Consider the following 7,679-nt stretch of genomic DNA (forward strand, 5'->3'; position numbering starts at 1 on the left):
CCCTTTGAAGGGGGTTGGGGGATGATTTACACCTGCGAATAAACTATTCCTGTACCGGAAGTGGAAGCTGCTTTTTACACAGCCCCTGCTTCATCCCTCTTACCCCCTTCAAAGCTAATCTTGTAGGGAAAAAAAGGTACTATTAATCGATTTCTGCCGCAAGTTTGAGCGCAGCGGTAACTTGTGGTACTAAATAGGGCCAGTTTGTAACTGGCGTGTGCACAAAAGCACAAATATTCAGCCACGCCAGTTACAAACTGGCACCATAAATAACCACAAGTTACCGCTGCGCTCAAACTTGCGGTATATAAAGATAAAAAAGCCAATAGGCATTTAAAATAGTACAAAATTTTCCCTACAAGATTAGCTTCAAAGGGGGACTTTCTCTGCTAAAGTAGATTATGTTTAACTTCAGTTAAAATACAGGTCTGCAGATTTTATACTTTGCCCCCGTTGCGACACAAACTGTCACAATGGGGGCAAGTTTTTTTGTTCATATCCTGAAAAGTGCCACCAAAAATGTTTGCTGCACCTGCCACCACAGCCACTGCTCTTCCTACCTCAGGGCCAGAAAGGGAACAAAGCAAAACTTACGGGATGTTCGCAAATAAGCAGTTGTTTATTTAAATATGAATAATAATTTTATATTTGATTAAAAATGCCTACTTTTAGGTATTTTAGTAGGAAAACCGAATGCTGGCAGGAAATTAGCTTGATAGAACAGAAAAAACAGCTGCGCTTTCGGAGTATTGCAGAGATAGAAAACCGGATTAACCTGAAGTCGTCTTGCCTGGAATAGCCTGTTTTCCTGCTGAAACAAATGTTAGTTACACGCTGTTGAGGTTGTTGCAAAACCGGAAAGGCAGGCTTTTAGAGGAGGAAGAGGAGTAACTGGAAAAGCTACTGTCGTGCAACTGCATGTAACACCTGAATCTGAAAAAACTTAGATTACGATGCATAAATTTTTTTCGAAGGTAACTGTCGTTGCCCTGTTAGGACTAGGCCTGTCGCAAGTGCAGGCACAGGATACAATTCGCTATGTCGGTAACACGTTGTCAAATGTTGATTACCATCACGGGCAGCTGAGCCCGGCGGTGGGCGTGCACAACATCCAGGTAATGCGGGCGAATCGCGAAAATCCGACACAGGAAAACGCTTACGGCTGGACCTACAACCACGCACCGAACCTGGCTTACTGGAACGGGAGCTTCTATTTACATTACCTGAGCGACCCGGTGGGGGAGCACATTCCGCCAAGTCAGACCTTCCTGCAAACTTCGAAAGACGGCTATAGCTGGTCTAAACCCGAAATCCTTTTTCCGCCCTACCGCATTCCGGATGGCACCCGCAAAGAAGGTCACCCAGGTGTAGCCAAAGACCTCGATGCTATCATGCACCAGCGCATGGGCTTTTATGTATCCAAGTCGAACCGACTGCTGGCGCTGGGGTATTACGGCATCGCCCTCGATGCGAAAGACGACCCGAACGATGGCAAAGGCATAGGCCGCGTGGTGCGCGAAATTCTGCCAAACGGCAAGTTCGGCCCCATCTACTTTATCCGCTACAACTCCTCCTGGGACCAGAAAAAATCTGCTTACAAGTTCTACACCAAGAGCAAAGACAAAGGCTTTGTAAAGGCCTGCAACGAACTGCTGGCCGACCCGCTCATGATGCAGCAGTGGGTGGAAGAAGCTGACCGCAACGACCCGCTTATCAACCTGAAAGGTGAATACAAAGCATTCAGTTATTATTCTCTGCCTGACAACCGCGTGGTAGGTTTGTGGAAACACGCCCTGACTTCCATCAGCAAAGATGGCGGCAAAACCTGGGAGTACTCGCCAACCAGGGCGCCCGGTTTTGTAAACAGCAACGCCAAAATCTGGGGACAGCGCACCTCCGACGGCCGCTATGCCACCGTGTATAACCCGTCCGAATTCCGCTGGCCGCTGGCTGTTTCTACAAGCGACGATGGCCTGGTGTACAAAGACCTGCTGCTGATAAACGGCGAAATTACCACCATGCGCTATGGCGGTAACTACAAATCTTATGGCCCGCAGTATGTGCGCGGTATCCTTCCTGGCAACGGTACGCCTCCGGGTGGCGATATGTGGGTAAGCTACAGCATGAACAAAGAAGATATGTGGGTATCGAAAATTCCGGTTTCGATTACAGCGAAGGCTGACGCATCTGCCAATGAGGTATTTGCGCAGATGCCTGCCGGCGATGAGCTGGACAAGTGGAATATATACAGCCCGTTATGGGCACCGGTTGGAATCGAGAAGATGGCCGATGGCACCAAAGCCCTCGCCATGAAAGACTGGGACAAATTCGATTATGCCAAAGCTGAAAGAGTGGTGCCTGCTTCTAAAGTAATGACCGCCGAGTTTGTGATTGTACCTGCGCAAAACAACAAAGGCATGATGCACATCGAGTTTCAGGATGCCAAAGGAACGCCAGCCGTACGCCTGATTTTTGATAAAGACGGCATGTTCAAGAACAAAGCCGGCTACCGTTTGTCCGGCATGATGAAGTACGAGCCGAACAAGGAGTACAAGGTGCGTGTGGAACTGGATGTGCCGAAAAGAATGTACCATGTATTCGTGGATGATAAAAAAGTAACTACCCGCATCTTCTTTGCACCGGTTCCTTCTATTGAACGCATCATGTTCCGTACGGGCGAAGTGCGCCGCTTCCCGGATGCCGACACACCAACCGACCAGGACTACGATGTGCCGCAGGCAGGCGAGCAGGACGAGCGGGCGGAGTTTTACATCAAGTCGCTTAAAACACAGGACCACCAAAGTATGGCTACTTCTGCCAAGTAAATGCATTACTACCGCAAGCTTTCAGCTTGTTGTTACTATCCTGCAAGCTTTCAGCTTGCGTAGTACAAAAGGGCAACTTTCGCTGAAAGCTTGCCTGATGTAAAGCCACAGGTTACGCTAACGCTAAACCTGCGGCAGTTAACCTTAAAATTCTTCTGCACCTGCCACCATACCCTCACCACATCAGGAGAGGTAGTGGTGGCAGGTGCAGAAAGATGTTTCGATAAAACAGAGCATGAACAAAAGTATAAAACGGATATTCCTGGCCGCATTCCTGCTGCTCGCGGCTCTTAACCTGCAGGCGGAAGTAACGCTACCGAAGGTGCTGACGAGCAACATGGTGTTACAGCGTGAGAAGCCTGTGCCCATCTGGGGTTATGCTGCACCGGGTGAAAAGGTAACCGTAACCTTTGGCAAGCAGTCGAAAACCGCCACCACGAATAACCTTGGCCGCTGGGAAGTTACACTCGAGCCGTTGACCGCCAACGCGACGCCGCAGGTAATGACCATTGCCGGTACCAACACCCTGAAACTGGAGAACATCCTGGTAGGGGAGGTGTGGCTTTGCTCGGGGCAGTCGAACATGGAATTTACCGTGAGCAAGAGCGCGAAATATAATGTAGGCAAGCGCAGCAAAGGGATGTCGGAGGAAGAACTGCAAAAGGTGAACAACCCGAACATCCGGGTGCTGCTCGTGCGCAAGGACCTCTACAAGAACAACGGTTTTCAAACCGGTTGGGAAGAAGCAACTTTCGAGTCGGTAAAAGACTTTTCTGCCCCGGCTTATTACTTTGCAGAGAAATTGCAAGGAGAACTGAGCATCCCGGTGGGTGTGATTGCAGCAGCTGTATCGGGTACCCACATCGAGCGTTGGGCGCCGGAGGAGGTATTTAAAGGTGTTCCGGATTTCAACGTGCAGGCTACCCTGGACAAAGAAGCAGTAGGTGACCTGAACCAGGGCAAATTTTATTATGGCATGATTCAGCCGCTGGCGCCTTTTGCGTTGCGCGGCTTTTTGTGGTACCAGGGCGAAACGAACGCTTTCCAGAACGAGCACTTCGAATACACGAATAAAATGCAGGCGCTTATCAACACCTGGCGCCACATCTGGCGCGACAAGGAGGCTCCGTTTTACTTCGTTCAAATTGTGCCATTCGAGTATTCAAAAAGCAAAAACCAATTCCCGCTGAACGAAGAAACGCTGCCCCGTTTCTGGGAGGCACAGACAGCGGCGCTGCAGATCCCGAATACCGGCATGATTGTGACAACGGATTTAACAGACAGCATGGACGAACTGCACCCTCTCTACAAGTGGGAAATCGGGCGCAGGCTGGCACGACTGGCGCTGGGCAAAAGCTATGACAAAAACCTCGTATATTCCGGCCCGGTGTTCAGGGAGATGAAGGTGAAAGGCAAAAAAGCCGTGCTAGAATTCGAACACACCGGCAGCGGCCTCGTGAGCAACGACGGTAAACCCCTTACCTGGTTCACCATCGCCGGAGCCGACGGAAAGTTTGTACCTGCAAACGCCGTGATAAAAGGAGATAAACTAATCGTATCGGCACCCGGTGTAAAAAAGCCGGTGGCAGTTCGCTTCGCGTGGGACGAGGCAGCACAATCGAACTTTTACAACAAAGAAGGCCTGCCGGCACGTCCGTTCCGAACCGATGCGGAGGTGTGGAAGAGGAAGTAAAAGTACAGTAGCAGGAAAAGTCCCCCTTTGAAGGGGGTTGGGGGGATGTTTACACCTGCGAGTAACGTTTTTAAACTTAGTACAGGCATGGTACCTGCGAGCTTTACACCCCTATAATCCCCTCAAGGGGATAATTTTGGAGAATGATATGACTGTCCTTAAAGGGGGACAAAACAGAAACACAAAACCCGGTAGGTTTTTAAAACCTACCGGGTTTAACAACATAGTTCATCATACATGAAAAACAGTATCATCTTATTTACCCTGACTATCCTGTCTGCGGTACTGCTTTCCTCATCCAAAGGAAAAGTAGCGGCACAGGTGCAGCTGCAGAACCTGCGTACCGAGATGCTGCAGAACCCTGAAGGTATCGACGTGGTGAAGCCGCGCCTGAGCTGGGAAATCACCGGCAACCAGCGGGGGCTTATGCAGACGCACTACCAGGTGCTGGTGGCCTCGTCGCCGGAAAAGCTGGCGAAGAACGAAGGTGACCTTTGGAACTCGGGTAAGGTGCAATCAGACCAGTCTGTACATGTAGTCTATGCAGGTGCTCCGCTTAAAAGCCGCAAAGAAGCCTACTGGAAAGTAAAAACCTGGACAAACCACGGCGAAAGCTCCTGGAGTGAACCCGCTTACTGGAGCATGGGCCTGTTGTATTATGGTGACTGGGCAGGCCGCTGGATTGGGATGGATAAATTGTCCGAAGGTGATGAGGAAGACAGGTTTTCGCGCCTCTCTGCCCGCTACTTCCGGAAGGAATTTGAAGCGCCTAAAGAAATTAAAAAGGCCAAAGTCTACATCATCGGCCTTGGCTTATACGAGCTGTACCTGAACGGACAGCGCATCGGCGACCAGGTACTGGCGCCGGCACCTACCGACTATTCTGAAAATGTTAAATACAACACCTACGATGTAACGAAGCAGCTGAAGTCCGGCAAAAATGCCATTGGTACCGTGCTAGGCAACGGCCGGTTTTTTACCATGCGGCAGTACAAGCCTTATAAGAACAAAACCTTCGGCTACCCTAAAATGCTGCTCAACCTGGTAATCGAATACAAAGACGGTACGAAGGAAACCATCCGTACCGATGAAAGCTGGAAAATGACGGCCGATGGTCCCATCCGTGCCAACAACGAGTATGACGGCGAAGAATACGATGCCCGCAAAGAAATGCCCGGCTGGAACACGGTAGGCTTTAACGACAAGCAGTGGCAGCAGGCGGAGTATGTGCAGGAGCCTACCGGCGAGATTGAAGCCCAGATGAATGAGAACATGAAAGTAATGGAAACCATCAAACCGGTTTCCGTGAAGCAGCTGAAGCCTGGAACTCATATTGTGGATATGGGCCAGAACATGGTGGGCTGGGTGAGAATGAAAGTAAATGGCAAGCGGGGCGACCAGGTAACGCTGCGGTATGCGGAGGTCCTGAACGAAAAAGGCGAACTGGCCATGGAAAACATCCGCGATGCAAAAGTAACCGATGTGTACACCCTGAAAGGGGACGGAGAAGAAGTGTGGGAGCCGTCATTCGTTTACCACGGGTTCCGTTATGTGGAAGTGAGCGGCTATCCGGGCAAGCCTACCGTCAACGATTTTGATGGCCGGGTGGTGTACGATGCCTTGAAAACAGTCGGTAGCTTTAAGACTTCCAATCCCATCATCAACCAGGTGTACAAAAATGCCTACTGGGGCATCAGGGGAAATTACAAAGGCATGCCGGTAGATTGTCCGCAGCGAAATGAGCGGCAGCCTTGGCTGGGCGACCGACCAACCGTGGCCTACGGTGAAAGCTTTATCTTTGATAACGGGAAGCTGTATGCCAAGTGGCTGGATGATATCCAGTTTGCCCAGAAAGCCGACGGCTCTATTCCGGATGTGGCCCCTGCCTTCTGGCGCTACTACAGCGACAACATGTCCTGGGCGGGAACTTACCTCATGATTGCCGATATGCTGTACCAGCAATACGGCTATGTAAAGCCCATCGAGAAGCATTATCCTTCCATGAAGAAGTGGCTGCAGTACATGCAGAACCTGTACATGACGGAGGATTACATCATGACGAAAGATAGCTATGGCGACTGGTGTCCGCCTCCGGCTACGATTGAAGAAGGCAGGGGCATGAACGCGAATGTGAAAAACCCCAGCCAGTTAATTTCTACTGCCTATCATTACCACTATCTGCAGATGATGCAGCGCTTCGCCCGCCTCACGGGCAATGAGGGAGACATTAAAGAATATCAGGCCCTGGCAGCAAAGGTGAAAGAAGGCTTTAACGATGAATTCTACAATGCCGAAGGAGGCTTCTATGGCGAAAATCTGTTAACGGATAACCTGCTGGCCCTTTATTTCGGGTTGGTGCCGAAGGAGCAGGAGAAAGCCCTGTTCAACAACATCGTGAACATAATTGAAGTGCAGAACAAAGGCCATTTAAGCACCGGCGTGGTAGGAACCCAGTGGATGATGCGCAGCCTGACCGATTACGGGCGGCCTGACCTCGCCTACAAGCTTGCCACCACCAACACCTATCCCAGCTGGGGCTATATGGTGGCCAACGGAGCCACCACCATCTGGGAATTATGGAATGGCAATACAGCAGCACCCAACATGAATTCCTACAACCATGTCATGATGCTGGGCGACCTGGTAATCTGGTATTTCGAAGACCTGGCGGGCATCAAATCAAGCAGGGAACAGACCGGATTCAAGCAGCTGGAAATGAAGCCTCAGGTGGTAGACGGACTGGATTTTGTAAACGCCAGCTACCATTCCATCCACGGTGAAATCAAAAGCGACTGGAAAAAAGAGAAGAAGCGGTTTACCTGGAACATCACCGTGCCCGGCAATACCAAAGCTGTTGTGTACATCCCGGCCAGCTCTGAGAAAAGCGTGACAGAAGGCGGTAAAGCAGCAGCATCTGCCTCTGGCGTCAAGTTCCTGCGCATGGAGGGTGACAGAGCGGTGTTTGAAGTAGGTTCCGGTACCTATTCGTTTGTAGCGAAATAAAAAAACCCGGTAGGTTTACAAAACATTGTTGTCCGAAACCTGCCGTATATTCTATAGTTATCAATTAGTTACTGCTATGGACACAAAAGGTATCCGGGTAAAGAAGTTATTAAATTACCTGCCCGACAAGTTACTTGATGAGTTGGCCGTAGAGACAC

Annotated in this window: 3 protein-coding genes; all 3 read left to right on the forward strand. The window is 50.2% G+C overall.

What is annotated here, in order from left to right; all coding sequences use genetic code 11:
- Window positions 1-953 precede the first annotated feature (953 nt).
- The 3 genes from DCW36_RS00660 to DCW36_RS00670 all read left to right on the forward strand — a co-directional run bounded on the left by DCW36_RS00660 (window position 954) and on the right by DCW36_RS00670 (window position 7,521).
- A complete protein-coding gene (locus DCW36_RS00660) occupies window positions 954-2,825 on the forward strand; it encodes an exo-alpha-sialidase (protein WP_114782521.1) in 1,872 nt (623 codons plus the stop codon).
- A 235-nt stretch (window positions 2,826-3,060) separates the two neighbouring features.
- Entirely contained in the window at window positions 3,061-4,518 is a 1,458-nt protein-coding gene (locus tag DCW36_RS00665) for a sialate O-acetylesterase (RefSeq protein WP_205702844.1), read from the forward strand.
- 237 nt (window positions 4,519-4,755) lie between these two features.
- Window positions 4,756-7,521: a glycoside hydrolase family 78 protein gene (locus tag DCW36_RS00670; RefSeq protein WP_114782522.1), complete on the forward strand. Its 2,766-nt coding sequence runs from the start codon at window positions 4,756-4,758 to the stop codon at window positions 7,519-7,521.
- Window positions 7,522-7,679 lie beyond the last annotated feature (158 nt).

It is taken from the genome of Botryobacter ruber, assembly GCF_003347595.2.
GTDB lineage: Bacteria > Bacteroidota > Bacteroidia > Cytophagales > Hymenobacteraceae > Pontibacter > Pontibacter ruber_A.

Excerpts from the sequence above, each read along its gene's own strand:
- DCW36_RS00660 (WP_114782521.1), top strand. The coding sequence starts at position 954 with ATGCATAAATTTTTTTCGAAGGTAACTGTCGTTGCCCTGTTAGGACTA.
- DCW36_RS00665 (WP_205702844.1), top strand. The coding sequence starts at position 3,061 with ATGAACAAAAGTATAAAACGGATATTCCTGGCCGCATTCCTGCTGCTC.
- DCW36_RS00670 (WP_114782522.1), top strand. The coding sequence starts at position 4,756 with ATGAAAAACAGTATCATCTTATTTACCCTGACTATCCTGTCTGCGGTA.